Source organism: Stutzerimonas balearica DSM 6083 (assembly GCF_000818015.1).
Taxonomy (GTDB): domain Bacteria; phylum Pseudomonadota; class Gammaproteobacteria; order Pseudomonadales; family Pseudomonadaceae; genus Stutzerimonas; species Stutzerimonas balearica.
The window spans coordinates 2,367,323-2,387,648 of record NZ_CP007511.1 but is presented as its reverse complement, the minus strand read 5'-3'; the positions used below and the strand labels follow the sequence as shown (position 1 = coordinate 2,387,648).

Genomic DNA, 20,326 nt, shown 5'->3' with positions numbered 1-20,326 from the left:
CTAGAGGTTTACAGGGTTTTTACGGGATCGCTGGGAGGCGCCGGCCCAGGGGCGGTGCCCCTGCGGGCCGGCCGGTGGATGCTAGGGTTTTTCTCAGCGGAGCCTGCGCATCACCATCCTGGAGGAAAATGACATGACTACCGAATCCGGAGAACACACCTCTGGCGGCTGCCCCTTCGGCCATGGTGCCGGGCAGCCCCGCAAGCGCATCACCAACCGCGACTGGTGGCCCGAGGCGCTGAGCCTGACGGCGCTGAACCAGCACTCGCCGCGTTCGAACCCCTATGGCGGCGATTTCGACTACGCCGCCGCCTTCAATTCGCTCGATCTCGACGCGGTGATCGCCGACCTGCACGCGCTGATGACCGATTCGCAGGACTGGTGGCCAGCCGATTTCGGCCACTACGGCGGCCTGTTCATCCGCATGGCCTGGCACAGCGCGGGGACCTACCGGATCACCGACGGCCGCGGCGGCGCTGGCGGCGGCCAGCAACGCTTCGCCCCGCTCAACAGCTGGCCGGACAACGCCTCGCTGGACAAGGCGCGGCGCCTGCTCTGGCCGATCAAGCAGAAGTACGGCCGCAAGCTGTCCTGGGCCGACCTGTTCGTGCTCACCGGCAACGTCGCGCTGGAATCCATGGGCTTCAAGACCTTTGGCTTCGGTGGCGGGCGCGCCGATACCTGGGAGCCGGAAGAGCTCTACTGGGGGCCGGAAGGCACCTGGCTGGGCGACGAACGCTACAGCGGTGAACGCCAGCTGCATCCCGGCCTGGGTGCGGTGCAGATGGGGCTGATCTACGTGAATCCGGAAGGCCCCAACGGCAATCCGGACCCGAAGGCCGCGGCCATCGACATCCGTGAAACCTTCGCCCGCATGGCCATGAACGATTACGAGACCGTGGCCCTGATCGCTGGCGGCCATACCTTCGGCAAGACTCATGGCGCCGGCGATCCCTCGCTGATGGGGCCGGAACCGGAAGGCGCGGTGATCGAGGATCAGGGCCTGGGCTGGCGCAGCAGATTCAAGACCGGCATCGGCGCCGATGCGATCACCTCCGGCCTGGAAGTGATCTGGAGCCAGACCCCGACGCGCTGGTCCAACTACTTCTTCGAGAACCTGTTCAACTTCGAATGGGAGCTGACCAAGAGCCCGGCCGGCGCGCACCAATGGGAAGCCAAGGACGCGCCGGAAATCATTCCGGACCCCTTCGACCCGAACAAGAAGCGCAAGCCAACCATGCTGACCACGGACTTGTCGCTACGCTTCGATCCTGAGTACGAGAAGATCTCCCGGCACTTCTTGGAAAACCCCGACGAGTTCGCCGACGCCTTCGCCAAGGCCTGGTTCAAGCTGACCCACCGCGACATGGGCCCCATCGGCCGCTACCTCGGCCCGCTGGTGCCGAAGGAGCCGCTGATCTGGCAAGACCCGATTCCCGAGTGCGACCATCCGCTGATCGACGAGGGCGACATCGCCGCACTGAAGCAACAGCTGTTGGGCATGGGCTTTTCCGTCTCCGACCTGGTGTCGGTGGCCTGGGCTTCGGCCTCGACCTACCGGGGTTCCGACAAGCGCGGCGGCGCCAACGGTGCACGCATCCGCTTCGCCCCGCAGAAGGACTGGGAAATCAACAATCCGCCACTGCTGGCCAAGGTGTTGGAGAAGCTCGGCGAGATCCAGAACGCGTTCAACGCTTCGGCCAGCGGTGGCAAGAAAGTCTCCATGGCCGACCTGATCGTGCTAGCCGGTTGTGCGGCGGTCGAGAAGGCGGCGAAGGACGGCGGCGTGGACATCAGCGTGCCGTTCACGCCAGGTCGGATGGATGCCGAGGAGGCGTGGACCGACGCGCAGTCCTTCGAAGCGCTGCGCCCGGCGGCCGATGGCTTCCGCAACTACCACGAGTCCAGCTTCATGGCGCCGGAGGAAGCGCTGGTGGACAAGGCGCACCTGCTGCGCCTGAGCGCACCGGAGATGACCGTGCTGGTTGGCGGCATGCGCGTGCTGGGCACCAACGCCGGTGGTAGCCAGGAAGGCGTGTTCACCCAGCGCGTCGGCGTGCTGTCCAACGACTTCTTCGTCAACCTGCTGGACATGAAGAACGAGTGGACCGCCACCGAGCACAAGAACCGCTTCCAGGGCCTGGACCGCAAGACTCGCCAGCCCACCTGGACGGCTACCCGCGTCGACCTCATCTTCGGCTCGCAGTCGGAACTGCGTGCCCAGGCCGAGGTGTACGGCATGGCCGATGGCAACGAGAAGTTCGTCCACGACTTCGTCAAGGCCTGGGACAAGGTGATGAACGCCGACCGGCTCGACATCGGCAAGCCGGCCGACAACTTCAGCCAGAAGCTCTCGGCGTAAGAAGGGCGGCGGCGCCTCAGGGCGCCGCTGCTTTGTGCGATTAGCCGTGGTTGGGCGCCGGGGCCCATCAGCACGGGGGAAGCGCATGCAGTTGTCTTGTGCCCGTGCGCAAGGTCCTTGCTCAGCCGAGCGGGCCAGCCCCGAAGGGCTGGCCGTTAACGGTTACTGCGTGCGGAACCGGCCCACCAGCTGCCGAAGTGCGCTGCTGAGTTTGCGCTGTTCCTGCGAGTAGCGTTCGACTTCCGCAGCCTGGGTGGATACCTGGGCAACCGCGTCGCTGATGGCGACCACGTTGCGGTTGATGTCCTCGGTCACCAAGTGTTGTTCCTCGGTGGCGGCGGCGACTTGTGTCGTCATGTCGCGGATCGTCTGAACGGCATTCTCGATTTCTTCGAACGCGCCCATGACGTCGCTGGCCAGCTCGATGGCCTTGCTGGATTCGCTAAGGCTGTGATCCATGCTCGACGTCACCTCGCTGATGCGGCTGACCAGCAGGTTGAGGATCTTGTTGATTTCGCCGGTGGAATCCTGGGTGCGCTTGGCCAGATTGCGCACCTCGTCAGCCACCACGGCGAAGCCGCGTCCCTGCTCTCCGGCACGCGCCGCCTCGATGGCCGCGTTGAGGGCCAGCAAATTGGTCTGCTCGGCGATCTGCTGGATGGTCGACAGAATGGTGTTGATGCTCACCGTCTCGCGCTCGAGCTCCCGAATCACCTCGCTCGAGCCCTGGATACTGGCGCCCAGATCGTTCACCCCTGCGGTACTGCGGGCGATCACTTCCTTACCGTTGCGCGTTGCGTCCAGCCCCTGCGCGGAGACTTCCGCCGTCCTGACGCAGTTGTGCGCCACCTCGTTTGCCGCCGAGGCCATCTCGGTCACCGCGGTGACGATCTGCTCCACCGCGCTCGACTGCCGCTGCAAGCTGTCCGTCATGGCAGTGGTGCGCTCGTTGGTCTGGCTTGAAACGCCATCGATGCTGATGGCGTTTTCCTTGATGACGGTGATCATCGACTGCGTTGACTCGATGAACTGGTTGAACCACTTGGCCAGTTCGCCGGTTTCGTCGCGCGCCAGCACGGGCAGCCGATGCGTCAGGTCACCTTCGCCCTGGGCGATCGTGCGCAGACCGTCCTTGACCAGGTTGATCGGGGTGACGATGCGGTTGGCGAATATCACCCCGGCGACACCGAACAGCACCACCATCACGGCGCAGGCGACCAGCGTCAACCAGGCCAGCCTGTGGGCGCCGGCGAGGATTTCGTCGACTTGCATGAAGCCGATGAATTTCCAGCCCAGGGTCGGTGAGGTGAAGACGTTGGCCAGGTAGTCGACGCCATCGATGGTCACCTCGATCACGCCATTGTCCTTCTGCGCAATGGCCGAGAAATGGTCGCCCGAAAGCTCGCTGAGCTTCTTGAAGTTGTTCTTGGGCTGGTGACCGTCGACCAGCAAGGTGCCGCTGCTCTCCACCAGCATCAAGAAGCCGGTCTCGCCAAAGCGGATTTTCTGCACCATGTCGGTCAGCGCCTTGAGCGACACATCAGTCGCCACGACTCCGGCGAACTGGCCCGCCTGGTCCTTGAAGGCTTTGATCACCGATACGTATACGGCGTCGTCCGGCTCCCAGTAATAGCCATCCAGGCGCGTCAGCTGGAAATTGGCGTCTTTGCCTAGCGTGAACCAGGGGCGCCCGCGCGGATCCCAGTCGCCGTAGTCTGCGGTGCCCGGCCACTCCACGTAGCCACCCTGAGCATCGCCCATGTAGACGTAGCCGAAGTTCGGGTTGTTGTTACCGATGCCGGAGAAGTAATCGAAGATCTGTTTCTCGCGGCCCCCGTTGGCCGTGGCGGTTGCGCCGGGCTTGCGGGGCGCTCCGAAGTAGGTGGTCAGTTCGCCACTCTCCGTATCGCGTACGGCGGCATAGTCGGCCATCGCCGACACGGTGTGATTAACCGAATCGAACAAGGTCTCGAAAGTGTTGTTGACCAGTTTGACGTCCAGGCTGCTGCTTTCCTCGAACTGGACCCTGGCTTCCTCGGTAACGTTGCGAATGGTGAACAGCGCCACGACGAGGACGGGAACAAGCGTCGCGATCAGAAAGCTTGCTAGCAACTTGTGTTTGATTTTCATCGTTCAACGGCCTCTGGCCATTTCATCAAGACACCCACGCCAACTAGCGCTTCGTTCTCAGGGGAGGGCTCGCGCAATCCAATACGCTTTGCGCCCGCGCGCGCCCGACCGAATCGATCGCTGGCAAGTCGCGGCCGGCAAGAGGTTATCGGCATGGGCCTGCCGAGGCTTGAGGTGCAACCAAAGCCGTTCTTCCGATACGTTGGCCGCGTATGGACGCTGTAATGCAGGGCACGCTGGAGCGTTCACGATGCCCGAAATGGACGGGGCGACCAGTTTCTGTTGCCCTTGCGCGCCGTAGCGATAAGTGGGGGCCTGATCTCGCGGCTGCCGCGGTTCAGCCCTACGGTGTCTCGCGGCCAGTTGGCGGCCGCCCGCGGGCCGGCCGGTTATCTGGGCGAACTTATGCGGTGCCCATGGTCTTCGTCGTCCGGTCAGGTGTTCGCCGCCAGACCGTACGTCGCGCTAGCCATGCGGTGCGCGTCGCCATGCTTGGCGTCGGGTCTGCCCATTCTTTGCCGCCGAGCGCCGGGCTATGATGCGCACCCCCAGCGCCCCGTCCAGACAGCAGGTCATCATGCCCGGCACCGCCATCTACACCGACTTGTCGGGTTACTACGACCTCATGTGTGCCGATATCGATTACGGCGCGCAAAGCCACTGCGTCCATCGCCTGCAGCAGCTGTTCGGCAACGGCGGCAGGCGGCACCTGGATCTCGCCTGTGGTACCGGGCCGCATGTGCGGCATTTCATCGATGCCGGCTACGACAGCGCCGGCCTGGATATCAACCAGCCAATGCTGGATCGGGCGAGCCTGCGCTGCCCCGAGGCGCAGTTTTCGCTGCAGGACATGTGCAGCTTCAGCGTGCAGCGGCCGGTCGACCTGATCACCTGCTTTCTTTACTCCATCCACTACAGCGCCGGGCTCGAGCGGCTCGAGGCCTGCATCGCCCGCGTGCATGACGCCCTGGCCGAGCAGGGGCTGTTCTGCTTCAACGCGGTGGACAAGCAGCGGATCGACAACGCCTCGTTCGTTTCGCACAGCGCCTGCCATGCCGATGGTCTGCTCGGCTTCAGTTCGGGCTGGTATTACAGCGGCCATGGCGAGCGGCAATCGCTGCGGTTGCGCATCGAGCGGACGGCGGGTGGGGCCAGCCAGGTCTGGCAGGATGAGCACGCGATGGTGGCGGTGAGCTTCGGCGAGTTGCGCGAACTGCTGGAGCCGTACTTCGACGTAGAGGTGCTCGAGCACGACTATCAGAAGATCCTGCCCTGGGACGGCACGTCCGGTAACGCGATATTCGCCTGCGTGAAGCGTTAGCCGTGCCCGGCGCGAATCAGTGCAGGCGCCCCGTCGACGCCGACGTGGCGAGCAGGTGGCCGGCTTCTCGCGCCAGCTGATCGAGCAACCGATCGCGCTTTCTCTCGGCATCGCGCATGGCCTTGGTGCCGTGTTGCTGCAGCAGGTAATTGTGAATCTGCCGCACCTCCAGGGTCTGGAAGATCGGCTGCAGATCCTGCACCGCGAACAAGCCGTGCGACGCCTGGCTCTGCGTATTGAGCACCACCTGCGGCCCGCGCACCGCCAGCGGATGAAAGCCCAGCGCCTGGAAGTACGGCGCCTTGCCGGCGACGCAGGCCACTTCCGCGTGGGCGTAGCGTGTCAGCATTTCGCCGACCATGGCGCGGCCGATGCCGTGCCGCCGATGGGTAGCCTGCACCGCCAGATAGATCAGCGCGCACGCCTCGGGGTCATCCACCGAGGGCAGGTAGAGTGCGAAGCCGAGCAGGAGGGCCGGGTCTTCGGCATCCAGCGCCAGGATCAGCTCCGGCTGGCCGGGCTGCGCGCCCTCCATGCGCTCCAGATAGCGATGCACCTCCAGGCCCACGACGTACTGATAGAGTGGGTACATGGGGTTGTCGGGCTGCAGCGAGACTGCGCTGATGTCGCTGAAGTAATCCACCACCATCTGCAGCAGCTGGCTTTTCAGAGCTTCCGGCGGCGACGTGACGAGATGGGTGAGGGTGAACATGGCGGCTCCCGAGCGCGGCAAGGAGCGCGCATTGTACCGGCCGGCAGAGGCCAGGCGAGGGCTCGTGGGCGAACCGGCGCCCAGCCGCCGTGAACGGGCCTGGCTCGGCCGGGGCGCCGATGTCGGCTGGCGAGCGGCTCAGCCTGGCGCTGGGCCTGGCTTTTTCTTCCTCGGCTTGCGCGGTGCGGGGACCGGCAGGTACTGCGCCGTCTCGATCACCAGGCGGCGCAGCGCGTCGGCATCGTCCAGTAGCTCGTCGGCCACCGGATACAACTTTGCGCCGGGGTAGGGCGGCCGCTGCGGCAGCTGCGGCGCAAGCGCTGCAGCCGCCGGGGTGGGTTTGATGAACAGGCTGTTGTCGCAGACCAGCGCGACGACCTTTTCATCTAGGTAGACGGCGTACTCGCCGAACATCTTCCGGTAACTCAGCCGGCCGCCAAGGTCGATCTGTTCGGCCACGTATTGCATGAAGCTGTTATCGGTTGCCATGCGTGCTCCGCTGTCTTCACCCGTGTCGGCCGTAGAGCGTAGCGTGGAAAATGGAATGCTTTCCACGCATGGCCCGCTACACCGCAGCGCACTCCGCCCGCCGGTGAGCGTCAGGCAAGGGGGCCTCGACCGTTGCCTGGAGTCTGCTGACCAGCGTATCGACCTGATGCAGCGCCTCGGCCACCGAACTGGCCAGCAGCTCGCCACCGATTTCCTGGCCTTCGATGGCGATCTGATGGATGCGGGTGATGCCGATGAAACCCAGCGCGGTCGCCAGGTTCGGCTCCAGATGGTTCATGTGCGCCATCGCGCCGCCGGGGCCGAAGCCTACGCCGCCCCGGGCGTTGAGGATGACCGCGTGCCGCTCCCGATCCGCCAGCATGGGCACGTAGGGATCGAGCGGGTTGCTCTCGTCCATGCCGACCGTGCGGTTCAGGCGCACCACCTGATCGATCCAGGCCTTGAGCGCCGCCGGCATGCCGAAGTTGTAGAGCGGCGTGCCGATGACCAGCACATCGGAGGCCAGCAGTTCGTCCACCAGCCTGTCGCTTTCGGCCAGCGCGTCGTTCATCCACGGCTCCCGGTGCTCCTCGGCGTGAAGGCCGAGGCGATCCAGTCATGGCTGACGAAGGAGGGCGGGTTCTGGCCGATGTCCCGGTAGGTCACGCCGTCCTGCGGGCGACGGGCCAGCCATTGGCTGGCGAAGCGCTGGCTGAGGTTGCGGCTATGGGAGCCGTGCTCGTCCTTGCCGGCGAGGCCGGGGCGGGCGCTGGCATCGAGGTGCAGAAGGTGCGTCATGGCGAGTCTCCTCTGTAGAAGAATTCATCTATCATTCGCGCCAGAGTCAGCCTAGGGTTAGGCTCTACAGGCGACAAACGACGATTTCTTCCAGATACAGATGAGGAAAACTCAGCCATGGCGCACCGTTGGTTGCCCTCGCTTTCCGCCTTGCGCGCCTTCGAAGCCGCCGCCCGGCACGAGAGCGCCAAGCAGGCTGCCGAGGAGCTGTCTGTAACGGCCACGGCGATCAGCCACCAGATTCGTTCGCTGGAGGAGTCGCTCGGCGTGGCGCTGTTCCTGCGCAAACCACGAAAGTTGGAACTGACCGACCAGGGGCGGGAGCTGCAACAGACGCTGGAAACGGCCTTCGACAGCATCAGCGCCACGATCGAAAGCCTGAGCGCGAAGCCCTGCCGCCAGGCGATCACCCTCAGCACCACACCGGCCATCGCGGTGCGCTGGTTGGTGCCGTGGGTCTGCCTGCTACGCGATTCGCATCCGGATATCGACCTGCGCTTTCACACCTCCCATGAACCGGTGGCGCTGGATGGCGTCACGGCGGATATCGCCATCCGCTACGGCGACGGCCGCTGGCCGGGGCTGGTGGCGGAGAAACTGTTTGACAACACCTTCGTCCCGGTCTGCAGCCCGCACCTCGGCTTGCGGGATATAACCGAGCTGCCCAAACACCCGTGATCCACTTCCGTGCGCAAGCCGCCTTGTCCGCGCCGATTCATTGGGCGTCGTGGCAAAAGCTCGCCAACGTGCCGGGGCTGGATGTGAGTGCCGGGCTGGTGTTCTCCGACGAGACCCACGCCATCTCCGCCGCCATCGGCGCGCAGGGTGTGGCGCTGATGAGTCGGCAGTTGATCGAGGACGAACTGAGGGAAGGGCGGCTGGTGCAGCCATTCGGGCCGGAGATGCCGGGCAAGCCGTTTCACCTCGTGTACCCGGAGAGCCGTCGGGATGATCCGACGGTTCGCGCGGTGAGGGAGTGGGTGATGAAGGTGCCGGGTGGGTTGTGTGAGGTTATGACCTAATCATTGATTAGTGGTGTTCGAAGCTCCTAAAGGGGACGCCGCGTCTCAGTTCGAATATTTTCATTAGTGAGTCTTTGTAAGTTATCTATCGCGGCGAACATCCAGTACTTCGTTCTGGCCTAGTATTTCCTGAATTTTTTGTCTGACTCCGACCTTCGTCTCTTGTAGGGGCTGAAGACCAAAGCGCTGTCGTTCGTTGTCAACCAAACGTCGAGGAAGATTTGCCTCGCAGTAATGTGCGTACTGTTCAAAGAATATTCTGCTGTAAGCGCCGTCCTTAATTTCGGTAGGCTCATTCAACACCTTTCGTTTGTGCTTAACCCAAGGCTCTAGCGAATACCAGCAGGCCAGATACATTGGTCCCCATATGTTCATGAAGTGATTTCTTGAGACGAGATTATGGAGCGCCATGTATCCGATGCGCTGTAGGTTGACACCAACAATCTGTGCTGCTTCAAGCTCTTTGTCTGTCCAGCCATTTGGGTTTTCTTGCGGGTCGTGCGCCTTACCGCAGTAACGATGCCTTTTGTGGGCGTCTGTCAGTAAACGTATCTGAGGCTTGAGCGCATCCATTTCTGACATGGCCCAGCGGAGAATGTCAGCATCCCTCGAAATTGAGGACTCTCGAATGCTCTTGGAGCCTTGCTTTAATCCTGCGAGTAATACAAGGGTGAGTACGACCATGATCACGTCGGACAGTCCGGATACTCCGCTCCAGTCAAATTTGCTGAGCTCAACTTTAATGTCGGTAAACATCGTTATCAATTTCTCAATGAGTTAATCCACGTTATTGCGGGGGCGTTCCCTATCTAGGCGCAGCAGAGAATTCCATCATCCTTGCTATGCTCGGACGCCTTTGCATGCTGGAAAGCGCGAGCACCCCCAAAATGAGCGGCCAGCGTTGCTTCCGCGTTTAGCTTGGCGCTTCACCATCACGGCTTGGCACGTGGGGCAGGTTGGCTGAATGGCTTGATTGGATTGGCCCAATGTGACATCGGAACAAGACTGTGCTGACCCAGAAGTTTGACTTGTCGTGGGATATGGCTGTTGGCGGGCGGACGCGGCGCGACTCTGACGGATCATGTCGTTCAGCTCAGCGCCTTCGATCAATTGCAGATTTTTTCCTTGGGCGAACGCCTTGGCGTCCTCGGTGAACCGACCCGATATAACGACGAAGCCGCCTTTTGCTCCCTCGGCCGTCATGACACCGAACAACTCACGTATTACGTTGACCTGGACCAGCTGGCGGCGCCATTGCTTGCATTGGACTAAGTACTTTTCTCCATCCTTGAGCAGCACCAAGTCGATGCCGCCATCGGCCCCACCTTGGCCAGTCTCCTGAACGGTAAAACCCTTGCGTCGGAACGCTTCGCCTACGAGCAACTCGAACTCGCGCCAGCTTATGGATTCCAGCGTGTTCTCGTTGCTTGCGACGAAGTCGAAGAGCTTCTTGCGCCGCATGCGGCCAAAGATCGAAGCGATAGCTCCGAATACCAGCGCGGCAGGGACCAAGTACTGCGCGGGTACCGCCAATCCGCGAAGCATCATGCCGGACATGTGGCTGCCTAAATCGGCTGAATTGGCTGGCGCCGGTATTGGTGAAGTGACGATGCTGTTGAGCCACAGGTACGCGATGAGCGCCAGTGGAACGGTGATCCACCAGGGCATCAATGCTGCGAGATCGATCAGGTCTTCGAAAGGGGATTGCTTGCGGCGGCGAGCCATATCGCGTCCTTGTGATGGCTAAATGATTGCGTCAGGCAATTTGCCGATAGCCGCGGGGATCGGCAAGCGGTTTGTGCGCTTGGGTGATAGTCGGCGTTTGGGTTGACGACGGGGTGGAAATGGCGAAGCCTTTTCAATCCGTCATATACCGGCCACTCGCTTCAGGGGCGAAACTTCTGTTCCGCCCTGCTGGGCGGGTCACTTTTGTCAGTCGCGACAAAAGTAACCAAAAACGCTTGCCCCGCCATCCGGCCCTGCGCTTCGCTCCGGGTTCGTTCGCTCCATCACCGTTCCAGAGGCACGCCGCGAAGGGCCATCCCTGGCCCATCGCGGCTCTCGCGGCATCCATGCCGCTCAACCCCTTCCACGGCGATTCCGCTCACCCTCCTGAAAGGGGCGGTTGGTGTCGCCTGCCGGTTTGTGCAGAAGAAATAAATAATCCAAAGGACTCTCGTGCGACTCGGACTCCGATCCCCGTCAGGAGGCTGAGTGGAGGTGTTGCGTAGAGGGACTAGCCGCATGGATGCGGCGAGAGGGCTAGGCGCCCCCGCATAAAGGGCCAAGGATGGCCCTTGTAAGCCGACCCCGGAGCAGCGCCGGAGGGAGGTCTGGCCGCAGGTCAGACCCGGATGCCGGGGTGGCCTTCTATTTGGTTACTTTCTTTGCCAGACAAGAGAAAGTGACTCGCCGTGCAAGGCGAAGCCTGTGGGTGGGGCAACGGAAGTGAACTGACCCCGATTTCACGGACACCGACCTAAGAGACAGCGTGCAGGCGTTCATACTCGAACGGCGTCATATACGCCAAATACGAATGCCGTCGCTGTCGGTTGTAAAACACTTCGATGTAGTCGAACAAGCTTTGCCGAGCCTCGTCGAAGGTTCGGTATTTCTGATGCCGCACATGCTCGGTTTTGAGCGTATGGAAAAAGCTCTCCATCGCTGCGTTGTCGTGGCAATTACCTTTACGGCTCATGCTCGGCTGGATATCGTTTTGAGCAAGCAGAGCCTGATAACGAGCGGTTCTGTACTGCACGCCCTGATCGGTATGGAGCAGCAGGCCAACAGGCTTGGCACGCCTGCCCAGGCTCATTTCCAGTGCCAGCGTTGCTAGCTCTTGGCTGGGCTTCTTATCCATTGCCCAGCCAACTATCAGCCGAGAGTAGAGATCCATGATCACCGATAGGTACAGCCATCCTTGAGCGGTCGGAATGAACGTAATGTCCGCCACCCAACGCTCGTTTGGTCGATCCGCATAGAAGCGCCTCAGCAGTCGATGCTCAACGATATGTTCAAACGTTCGCCCGCGACCGGCCTGCTGCCAAACCAAGGTCTGCTTTGTCCTGAGACCGGCCTCTCGCTTCAAACGAGCTATGCGATTGAGGCCTGCACTGTTCCCCTGACTAGTTAGCTCTCGGTGAATACGTATCGGCCCATACGTTTGGCGACTATCACGATGAACCGCCTCGATCTGGCCCAGCAAAATACGGTTTGCCTTCGAACGCCGCGACTCTGCTCGATTGCGCCACGCGTAGTACCCGCTTGGCGAAGCGCCAACCGCTCGGCAAAGCCTGCGGATCGGATACTGGGCAGCATGATCACGAATGAAGGCGTACTTCACACGAGGCTCTTGGCGAAGTACGCAGCCGCCTTTTTTAGGATTTCGTTCTCTTCACGTAATCGCTCCATTTCGCGCTTCAGCTGAGCCACTTCGCTTTCTGGCTCAGCCTGGCGGCCAGAGCCCGGGAACGCGTGGCCCTGCTTCTGGTCAAGCTGCTGCTTCCACTTGTAGAGCTGATTGACCCGGATACCTAGCTCACGCGCAAGCTGCGTGCAGGACTTATCCGAGTCGGTCAGCTGACGGACTGCCTCTCGCTTGAATTCGGGGCTGTAGCGTTGGTACTCGCGTTTGTCTGTCATGGGACACCTTCCTATCTGACGGTATAGTCACATTTGAGGTGTCCGTAAAACCGGGGCTAGATCAATCTGTCCCCTTTTTACTCTGCGAAGCAAGAGAAATGAGTATAGAGGTTTTTCGGCATGGAGGCTCATCCTTGAGCGGCGGCGGGTAGAACGGTGGACAAGCATAGCGTTGTCCACCCTACGCCAGCCGAAGTTACGTGTAGGGTGGAAAACTCGCGGAGCGATTTTCCACCGGGCGGTGTCCAAGCTAGCTCGCTTTAATTCGCCAACACGCGCTCCAAAGCTGCCTTCAAATCCAGTGCAATACGTCCACCTAGCTCATGGGCTTGGATTTTTGCTTCCGAATATGCGCTGCGAGGAACGGCGTTTTTCAATTGCTTGAGAACAAACTTTCCTTTGGCACCTTTTAATGTTCTCTGTTGAAACGCCTGCCAAACATCGTCATTGGTTGGGCTTCCGCCGTGCGCATGAAGTTCTTGGTTGTGAGCGGATCGTTGGCTATCGAATTGCTGTCGGATTGGTATGGACTGGCGGTTAATGACTGAGGTTAAGTATTCTTCGGCTTCTTCCAGTGTGCAAGAAAGAAACGACTGGAGGTATGCTGGCTGGCAAAAATAAGCCTCGAGATCTGACTCCTCTGGGAACCAAATATTAATGCCCTCTGCTTCATATGCCCTGCTTATTCTTTGGATCTCATCGTCAGTCAGGGAATCGCGGTCTCTGTGAACAAGTATCTTGAACTTTCTTCCAAGGCTTTCTGAAAGCTCCTTGGCTTGAGATGGCGTCGCCAAGCTTTTATATCCAGTTCCCGGGTAGAATGCGACAGCTCGGTCAATATCTTTCCATTGTGAAATAAGCTTTCGCAGAAACGTGGTGTCCTGGTCCTCAGAAATTACAATAACTTTCTTTCCAAATGCTCCCCAGCCCAAGGCTAGCTCGACAATTGTTCGATTGTTTGATGCGGTTTTGCCATCTTGGAGCCAGCAGACGTTGGTGCCTGCGGGGGCGCTTCTTACAATGAATGGCGAGTGAGTAGTAAGGATTACTTTTAGCCCTCGTTCGCGCGCCACTAAGCTGAGTGCGCCGGCGAGTTTTTCTTGGACATTCGGGTGCAGGTGAATGTCGGGTTCGTCAATTAAAACTACGCCGGGCTTAAAAAGGAGGACGTAACAAAAAATCTGGATTAGCTGGAGGAATCCGGTTCCGGCAAGTTCTATCGGTTTGGAGTTATTGCCGATGGTTATTTCGCATTTAATCCAAAGGTCCTTGTCTTCATCGTGCGAAACATGAATGCTGATAGGGCCAAGAATCTCCTCAATCCATCTCTCGATTGTCCTGATATTATTCGGGTCGATGTTATGTAGAAGTAGTAGTGCATTCCGAAGGATGATGTTTGAATCTCCGAAGGAGCAAGATTTCAAGATTGATTTCTTAGATTTTCTTTCTTCCTTGTTCGGTATTCCTGATATTCCTGGTATATAGGCGGAGAAAAAGTTGTTTTTGTTTCTAAGAGAGCTTGTTAGTTCTGTTGGTACATTTCCGCTAATCGAAATTCCCGCATTTCTGGCTGATCTAAGGGTGCACTTTGCTTCTTTCGTTATTCCATTGATTGGATCTTCAAAGGTCAAGGTCACGCGAGAGCATGGGCTCTGCTCCTTATTTCCCCAGTTTGCGCCATGGCCTAGGGTTTTGTAATCGTCAGTCGGTAGATAATCAAGCTCCTCAATGCCTACGGTTGCTGTCTTCTTGGGATCGACGCGATCAGCTTGTCTGATTAGGCAGCATGCGAGATGAACCGCTTGGATGATTGAGGACTTGCCTGATCCATTCGCGCCGACAAGAATGTTGACGTCAGAGAGATCAATTTCTATTTCTTCTACGCGTTTGAAAGTTTCGACGCGGAGCTTTGACAGTTTCATAGTCCAGCCTTGGAGTTCCAATCATAAAAAAGGGGCCAATGGCCCCTTAGTATATTTTGAGCTGTCAATCCCAGCTCAAAGCCCCACCCGTCTGATACTCAATCACTCGCGTCTCAAAGAAGTTCTTCTCCTTCTTCAGATCCATGATCTCGCTCATCCACGGGAACGGGTTGGTAGTGCCCGGATACTCTTCCTTCAACCCAATCTGCGTCAGACGGCGGTTGGCGATGAACTTGAGGTAGTCCTCCATCATCGCGGCGTTCATGCCGAGCACGCCACGGGGCATGGTGTCGCGGGCGTATTCGATTTCCAGTTGGGTGCCCTGGAGGATCATCTGGGTCGCTTCGTCCTTCATTTCGGCGTCCCACAGGTGCGGGTTCTCGATCTTGATCTGGTTGATCATGTCGATGCCGAAGTTCAGGTGCATGGACTCGTCACGCAGAATGTACTGGAACTGCTCGGCGGTGCCGGTCATCTTGTTGCGGCGGCCCATGGAGAGGATCTGGGTGAAGCCGCAGTAGAAGAAGATGCCTTCGAGTACGCAGTAGTAGGCGATGAGGTTCTTCAGGAACTGCTTGTCGGTCTCCGGGGTGCCGGTCTGGAAGGTCGGGTCGGAGATGGAGCGGGTGTACTTGAGGCCCCAGCTGGCCTTTTTCGCGACGCTCGGGATCTCGTGGTACATGTTGAAGATCTCGCCTTCATCCATGCCCAGCGATTCGATGCAGTACTGGTAGGCGTGGGTGTGGATCGCCTCTTCGAAGGCCTGGCGCAGGATGTACTGGCGGCACTCGGGGTTGGTGATCAGGCGGTAGGTGGCCAGCACGAGGTTGTTGGCGACCAGGCTGTCGGCGGTAGAGAAGAAGCCGAGGTTGCGTTTGACGATGCGGCGCTCGTCTTCGCTGAGGCCGTCCTTGCTCTTCCACAGGGCAATGTCGGCGTTCATGTTCACTTCCTGCGGCATCCAGTGGTTGGCGCAACCATCCAGATACTTCTGCCAGGCCCAGTCGTACTTGAAGGGGACGAGCTGGTTGAGGTCGGCGCGGGCGTTGATCATGCGCTTCTCGTCGACGCGCACGCGGGCGGCTTCGCCTTCCAGTTCGTTGAGGCCTTCGCGCACGTCCAGTTCGTCCAGCGCGCGCTTGGCGCGGGCGATGGCGTCGGAGTCGTCAGCGGCAACGGCGCGGGCTTCTTCCACGGAACCGGCGGCTTCGTTGTCCAGCTTGGTGGTGGCCTGGCTTGCCGGCTGTGCGGTAGCGGGGGCCGGCGCGGCGGTGGTGGTTTCTTCTTCGTCGAATTCGTCCCAGCTCAGCATGTGCGATTGCTCCTGATCGGGGACCGGGGCTTGGCCGGTCGGGTGTATGGGTGGCTTTTGGTTGTGCACGCAAAAGCGCGGAATTTGTTGGTCGCTGTCGACCTTGGTTGGCCGTATCGGTGGATGCGAAAAGCGGCATCCACCCTACGAATCAGCACCACTCGGTGCGAGGGCGGAGCTGGGCGAGTGAGCGCAAGGCGCCTGTCGAGTCGGAACCCCTGAGCGTACAGTTGTACGTGATGGGGTCCGGCTCGGCAGGCAACGCGGCGATCGCCGTCCAGATGCGTCCGCCTCCCTTTGTTACTGGCAGGCTTCGCAGTCGGGATTATCAATACTGCACGCCAGCGGCACCGGAGCCGGCTTCGGCTCTGCAGCAGCCGGCGCGGCGCTGGCGGAGTTCGCCGCCTCGCTGCCACCACTGGACACGGCGTTCAGCTTGCCGGTGTTGATGGTGGACTTCTCGGTGCTGGTCGCGGCCAGGGCACGGAGGTAGTAGGTGGTCTTCAGGCCACGGTACCAGGCCATGCGGTAGGTCACGTCGAGCTTCTTGCCCGAGGCGCCGGCGATGTACAGGTTCAGCGACTGGGCCTGGTCGATCCACTTCTGGCGGCGGCTGGCGGCATCGACGATCCAGCGGGTTTCCACTTCGAAGGCGGTGGCGTACAGGTCCTTCAGGTCCTGCGGGATGCGCTCGATCTGCTGTACGGAGCCGTCGTAGTACTTGAGGTCGTTGACCATGACCGGGTCCCACAGGCCGCGGGCCTTGAGGTCGTGGACCAGGTAGGGGTTGATCACGGTGAACTCGCCGGAGAGGTTCGATTTGACGTACAGGTTCTGGTACGTCGGCTCGATGGACTGCGACACGCCAACGATGTTGGAGATGGTCGCGGTCGGGGCGATGGCCATGATGTTGGAGTTGCGGATGCCTTTCTTGACGCGCTCGCGGATCGGCGCCCAGTCCAGTGACTCGGACAGGTCGACGTCGATGTACTTCTGGCCACGGGCCTCGATGAGGATCTGCTGCGAATCCAGCGGCAGGATGCCCTTGGACCACAGCGAGCCTTCGAAGCTGGAGTAGGCGCCGCGCTCGTCGGCCAGGTCACAGGAGGCCTGGATGGCGTAGTAGCTGATGGCTTCCATGGACTTGTCGGCGAAGTCGATGGCGGCATCGGAGCCGTAGGCGATGTGCTGCAGGTACAGCGCGTCCTGGAAGCCCATGATGCCGAGGCCCACCGGGCGGTGCTTGAAGTTGGCGTTCTGCGCCTGCGGCACGCTGTAGTAGTTGATGTCGATGACGTTATCGAGCATGCGCACGGCGGTGCGCACGGTGCGCTCCAGCTTGGCCGCGTCCAGCTTGCCGTCGACGATGTGGTTGACCAGGTTGATCGAGCCCAGGTTGCAGACGGCGATCTCGTCCTTGTTGGTGTTCAGGGTGATCTCGGTGCACAGGTTGGAGCTGTGCACCACACCGACGTGCTGCTGCGGGCTGCGCAGGTTGCACGGGTCCTTGAAGGTCAGCCACGGGTGGCCGGTCTCGAACAGCATCGAGAGCATCTTGCGCCACAGATCCTTGGCCGGCAGGGTCTTGAACAGCTTGATCTTGCCGTACTTGGTCAGCTCCTCGTAGTACTCGTAACGCTCCTCGAAGGCGCGGCCGGTGAGGTCGTGCAGGTCCGGTACGTCGGAGGGCGAGAACAGGGTCCACTGGCCGTCGTCGAAGACGCGCTTCATGAACAGGTCCGGAATCCAGTTGGCGGTGTTCATGTCGTGGGTACGGCGACGGTCGTCACCGGTGTTCTTGCGCAGCTCGAGGAATTCCTCGATGTCCAGGTGCCAGGTTTCCAGATAGGCGCAGACCGCGCCCTTGCGCTTGCCGCCCTGGTTGACCGCCACGGCGGTGTCGTTGACCACTTTCAGGAAGGGCACGACGCCCTGGCTCTTGCCGTTGGTGCCCTTGATGTAGGCACCCAGCGCGCGCACCGGGGTCCAGTCGTTGCCCAGGCCGCCGGCGAACTTGGAGAGCAGCGCGTTATCGCGGATGGCGTCGTAGATGCCGCCCAGGTCGTCCGGCACGGTGGTCAGGTAGCAGGAGGACAGCTGCGGACGCAGGGTGCCGGCGTTGAACAGGGTCGGCGTCGAGGCCATGTAGTCGAAGGACGACAGCAGGTTGTAGAACTCGATGGCGCGCGCTTCTTTCTGCTCTTCCTCGATGGCCAGGCCCATGGCCACGCGCATGAAGAAGATCTGCGGCAGTTCGAAGCGAATGTCGTTCTTGTGGATGAAGTAGCGGTCGTACAGGGTCTGCAGGCCGAGGTAGGTGAACTGCTGGTCACGCTCGTGGTTCAGCGCGGCGCCCAGCTTGGCCAGGTCGTAGCTCTTCAGCTTGGAATCGAGCAGCTCGAACTCGACGCCTTTCTCAATGTAGGCCGGCAGGGCCTTGGCGTAGAGGTCGGCCATCTCGTGATGGGTGGCGCTTTCGGCAACGCCGAGGAAGCCCAGGGCTTCGGCACGCAGGGTGTCCATCAGCAGGCGCGCGGTGACCTGGCTGTAGTTCGGCTCACGCTCGACCAGGGTGCGGGCGGTCATCACCAGGGCGGTGTTGACGTCCTTCTCGGCCACGCCGTCGTAGAGGTTCTTCAGCGTCTCGCGCTCGATCAGCGCGCCATCGACTTCGGCCAGGCCTTCGCAGGCCTCCGTGATGATGGTCTGCAGACGGCCCATGTCCAGCGGCTGCTGGCTGCCATCGGCGCGGGTGACGCGGATGCTCGGGTGCGGCTGGGCGATGTCGCTGCTGTCGTTGGCGCTCTTGCGCTTGGCAGCCTGGGCTTCGCGATAGATCACGTAGTCACGGGCGACCTTCTGCTCGCCGGCGCGCATCAGGGCCAGTTCGACCTGGTCCTGGATTTCCTCGATATGGATGGTGCCGCCGGAGGGCATGCGACGACGGAAGGTGGCGGTGACCTGCTCGGTCAGGCGCGCGACGGTGTCATGGATGCGCGAGGAAGCGGCAGCGTTGCCGCCTTCCACTGCGAGAAAGGCCTTGGTGATGGCGACGGTGATCTTGTCGTCGGTGTAGGGGACGACGGTGCCGTTGCGCTTGATCACGCGCAGCTGGCCCGGTGCGGTGGCGGTCAGATCGGGAGCGTCGGCCGACAGCGGGTTCTCGCGAGTGGATGAGTTCTGCATGGGGTCTCCGGCTTTGTCTTGAACGTCGGTATTCGAGTTTGGGCACGCGCGCTCGCGCGGGCTCGGGTCGGTGCTGCATTAACCATGCCCTGGCACGCCGGGCACGGGTGAAACGAAAAAAGGCCCTCGCGGCGCAGTCGGCCGGCGGCGAAAGTCTGGGGAAGAATAGCCAGGCTTGTCTGGCTGTCAACACAATATGTTGTGTTGTTGGTCGGCCCTGTGCACCAGTGCTACTTCCTCTGGTCGCGCCCGCGGCGTGATCGCGTCGGGCTCGGCGTGGCGGCGTAGCGCGGCTTCGGAACGGTGCCGCCGGAGTGCTCGCCTGAGCGATTCCGGTGCAACGGGTGGCCGTTTTATTCGAGTGCGAGGAACCCAACATCTGGGGGGCGCTCGCGAGGGGCGCCACAATAATCGGGGTGCCGGGCAGATGCAAGCCAGGCCGGCCTGAACAAGCTGTGGATAACGTGTGGGTGGTATGTGGGTGATTGGCGAAGGCCATCGGCAACGCCAGACGGGGTCTGGCGTTGCGTGCGTGGCGACGAAATGCGCGCCATTTCAGTGCCTTCCGGAGCGCTCGAACGGCAAAAAGGCAAACACTATATGTTGTGTTTATTGCAAGTGCTTTTCGCCCCCTGCTGCGCGGCGTGGCGTTGAGTACAATGCCCGACGCGTTGACTGGCGCCGACCGGCAGTGAGGAGGCAAGGATGGAGCAACAAGCGTGGCGCATCCTGATCGTCGAGGACGATCAGCGGTTGGCCGAACTGACCCGCGAATACCTGCTGGGGCAGGGCGGTTTCGAGGTCGGCATCGAGACCGACGGCGCGCGGGCAGTCGAACGCATCGTTGCCGAGCAGCCCGATCTGGTCGTGCTCGACGTGATGCTGCCGGGTGAGGACGGCATGGCCATCTGTCGGCGCGCACGCGAGCGCTACGACGGCCCGATCCTCATGCTCACCGCGCGCTCGGACGAGCTCGACCAGGTGCTCGGCCTGGAGACCGGCGCCGACGACTACGTCTGCAAGCCCGTGCGACCACGCCTGCTGCTGGCGCGCATCCGGGCCTTGCTGCGCCGGCGCGAAGGCACCGAGCCGCCGGTAGGCGCGGCCAAGCGCCTGTCATTCGGCCCGCTGCTGATCGATAACGCGTTGCGCGAGGCCTGGCTGCGCGAGCGGCCGATCGAACTGACCGCGGCGGAGTTCGACCTGCTCTGGCTGCTGACCGCCAACGCTGGGCGCATCCTCTCGCGCGAGGAGATCTTCGCCGAGCTGCGCGGTATCGAGTACGACGGCCAGGACCGTTCCATCGACGTGCGCATTTCGCGCATCCGCCCGAAGATCGGTGACGACCCCGAGCATCCGCGGCTGATCAAGACCGTGCGCGGCAAGGGCTATCTGTTCGTCGCCGAAGCCGCCGCTGCGATGGCCTAGGT

Annotated in this window: 13 protein-coding genes and 2 pseudogenes; 4 read left to right on the top strand and 11 right to left on the bottom strand. The window is 61.2% G+C overall.

Annotation, left to right across the window (positions count from 1 at the left end):
• Positions 1–133 precede the first annotated feature (133 nt).
• The gene (katG, locus tag CL52_RS10760; protein WP_043220516.1) at positions 134–2,362 is read left to right on the top strand and encodes a catalase/peroxidase HPI; all 2,229 of its coding nucleotides are present in this window, start codon (positions 134–136) and stop codon (positions 2,360–2,362) included.
• A gap of 162 nt (positions 2,363–2,524) precedes the next feature.
• Here the strand turns inward: katG and CL52_RS10755 are convergent, their stop codons facing one another.
• Positions 2,525–4,492, bottom strand: coding sequence for a methyl-accepting chemotaxis protein (locus CL52_RS10755; RefSeq protein WP_043220513.1), 1,968 nt, complete (start codon positions 4,490–4,492; stop codon positions 2,525–2,527).
• Between the two features lie 577 nt (positions 4,493–5,069).
• Between CL52_RS10755 and CL52_RS10750 the strand changes: the two genes are divergently transcribed.
• Positions 5,070–5,813 (top strand): class I SAM-dependent DNA methyltransferase, encoded by a 744-nt coding sequence (locus tag CL52_RS10750; protein ID WP_043220510.1) that lies wholly within the window; start codon positions 5,070–5,072, stop codon positions 5,811–5,813.
• A 16-nt stretch (positions 5,814–5,829) separates the two neighbouring features.
• Here the strand turns inward: CL52_RS10750 and CL52_RS10745 are convergent, their stop codons facing one another.
• From CL52_RS10745 to CL52_RS10735, 3 genes and pseudogenes are all read right to left on the bottom strand, one after another.
• Entirely contained in the window at positions 5,830–6,525 is a 696-nt protein-coding gene (locus CL52_RS10745) for a GNAT family N-acetyltransferase (RefSeq protein ID WP_043220508.1), read from the bottom strand.
• Positions 6,526–6,663: 138 nt separating this feature from the next.
• Positions 6,664–7,014, bottom strand: coding sequence for a TfoX/Sxy family protein (locus CL52_RS10740; RefSeq protein ID WP_043220506.1), 351 nt, complete (start codon positions 7,012–7,014; stop codon positions 6,664–6,666).
• 76 nt (positions 7,015–7,090) lie between these two features.
• Positions 7,091–7,812: pseudogene (locus CL52_RS10735) on the bottom strand (FMN-dependent NADH-azoreductase).
• A 117-nt stretch (positions 7,813–7,929) separates the two neighbouring features.
• Here CL52_RS10735 and CL52_RS10730 point away from each other — a divergent pair.
• Positions 7,930–8,834, top strand: a pseudogene (locus CL52_RS10730) (LysR substrate-binding domain-containing protein).
• Between the two features lie 81 nt (positions 8,835–8,915).
• Here CL52_RS10730 and CL52_RS10725 read toward each other — a convergent pair.
• The 7 genes from CL52_RS10725 to CL52_RS10700 form a co-directional block, all read right to left on the bottom strand.
• Positions 8,916–9,590, bottom strand: a complete 675-nt coding sequence (locus CL52_RS10725) for a hypothetical protein (protein WP_043220504.1) — start codon at positions 9,588–9,590, stop codon at positions 8,916–8,918.
• 84 nt (positions 9,591–9,674) lie between these two features.
• Positions 9,675–10,559 carry a restriction endonuclease gene (locus CL52_RS10720; protein WP_043220501.1) on the bottom strand — a complete coding sequence of 295 codons (885 nt, stop codon included), beginning with the start codon at positions 10,557–10,559 and terminating at the stop codon, positions 9,675–9,677.
• 754 nt (positions 10,560–11,313) lie between these two features.
• A complete protein-coding gene (locus CL52_RS20410; protein WP_043220498.1) occupies positions 11,314–12,177 on the bottom strand; it encodes an IS3 family transposase in 864 nt (287 codons plus the stop codon).
• Positions 12,174–12,476: a transposase gene (locus tag CL52_RS10710; protein ID WP_042922387.1), complete on the bottom strand. Its 303-nt coding sequence runs from the start codon at positions 12,474–12,476 to the stop codon at positions 12,174–12,176. The genes CL52_RS20410 and CL52_RS10710 overlap by 4 nt, the downstream gene beginning before the upstream one ends.
• A gap of 260 nt (positions 12,477–12,736) precedes the next feature.
• A complete protein-coding gene (locus CL52_RS20705) occupies positions 12,737–14,398 on the bottom strand; it encodes an ATP-dependent nuclease (RefSeq protein ID WP_074519888.1) in 1,662 nt (553 codons plus the stop codon).
• 64 nt (positions 14,399–14,462) lie between these two features.
• Positions 14,463–15,710 (bottom strand): ribonucleotide-diphosphate reductase subunit beta, encoded by a 1,248-nt coding sequence (locus CL52_RS10705; RefSeq protein ID WP_043220494.1) that lies wholly within the window; start codon positions 15,708–15,710, stop codon positions 14,463–14,465.
• 300 nt (positions 15,711–16,010) lie between these two features.
• On the bottom strand, positions 16,011–18,896 hold the full coding sequence (locus CL52_RS10700; RefSeq protein ID WP_043220492.1) for a ribonucleoside-diphosphate reductase subunit alpha: 2,886 nt from the start codon (positions 18,894–18,896) through the stop codon (positions 16,011–16,013).
• Between the two features lie 705 nt (positions 18,897–19,601).
• Between CL52_RS10700 and CL52_RS10695 the strand changes: the two genes are divergently transcribed.
• Positions 19,602–20,324 carry a winged helix-turn-helix domain-containing protein gene (locus CL52_RS10695; RefSeq protein WP_041104690.1) on the top strand — a complete coding sequence of 241 codons (723 nt, stop codon included), beginning with the start codon at positions 19,602–19,604 and terminating at the stop codon, positions 20,322–20,324.
• The last annotated feature ends 2 nt before the right edge of the window (positions 20,325–20,326 follow it).